Raw genomic sequence first — 861 nt, 5'->3', positions numbered from 1 at the left:
CGGCTCTCCGCGGTGGAGACCCGTCACCTCGCGCCCGCGCTGCGGCGCGACGGTCTGCGCGGCGGCCTGCTGTCCTGGGACGGCCGGCTCACCGACGACGCCCGCCTGGTGACCGCCCTCGCCCGCACGGCCGCGGGGCGCGGGGCGCGGATCCTGACCCGGGTCAGGGCCCTGGAGCTGACCTCGACGGGCGCCCGCGTCCGTGACGAACTCACCGGTCAGGAGGGCGAGATCCGCGCCCGCGCGGTGATCAACGCGTCCGGTGTCTGGGCGGGCGGACTCGTCGACGGCGTCCGGATACGGCCCTCCCGGGGCACCCACCTCGTCCTGCGCCCCGAGAGCCTCGGTCCCCTGACCGCGGGGCTGCACATCCCGATCCCCGGGGAGAGCAACCGCTTCGTCCTCGTGCTGCCCCAGGACGACGGCCGGGTCTACGTCGGCCTCACCGACGAACCCGTGGACGGCGACATCCCCGACGTCCCCCGGGCGCCCGAGACGGACATCGGCTTCCTCCTCGACGTCCTGTGCTCCGTCCTGCACGCACCGGTCCGCCGTGCCGACGTGGTCGGCGCCTTCGCCGGGCTGCGCCCGCTGCTGGACACGGCGGCGGCGCACTCCGGTACGACGCCGAGGACCGCCGACCTCTCACGGCGCCACGCGGTGCTCACCTCGTCCGAGGGCGTCGTCACCGTCGTCGGCGGCAAGCTCACCACGTACCGGCGGATGGCCGAGGACGCCGTCGACACCGCCGTCCGCGTCCGGGGGCTGCCGGCCGGCCCGTCCCCCACCGCGTCCCTGCCCCTGGTGGGCGCCGCGCCGCCGCACGTCCTCGCCGAACTGCCCGCGCCCCGCCGTCTCGTG

General features: G+C 76.8%; 1 protein-coding gene. It reads left to right on the top strand.

All coding sequences use genetic code 11. From position 1 onward, the window contains the following. Positions 1–861, top strand: an 861-nt coding sequence (locus B7767_RS40715; RefSeq protein WP_143652943.1) for an FAD-dependent oxidoreductase, incomplete at both ends; no start/stop codon positions are given.

The organism is Streptomyces sp. 13-12-16 (assembly GCF_002114215.1).
Lineage (GTDB): Bacteria > Actinomycetota > Actinomycetes > Streptomycetales > Streptomycetaceae > Streptomyces.
Note: the sequence above shows the minus strand (reverse complement) of the source record. Positions and strands in the feature narration are given on the sequence as shown.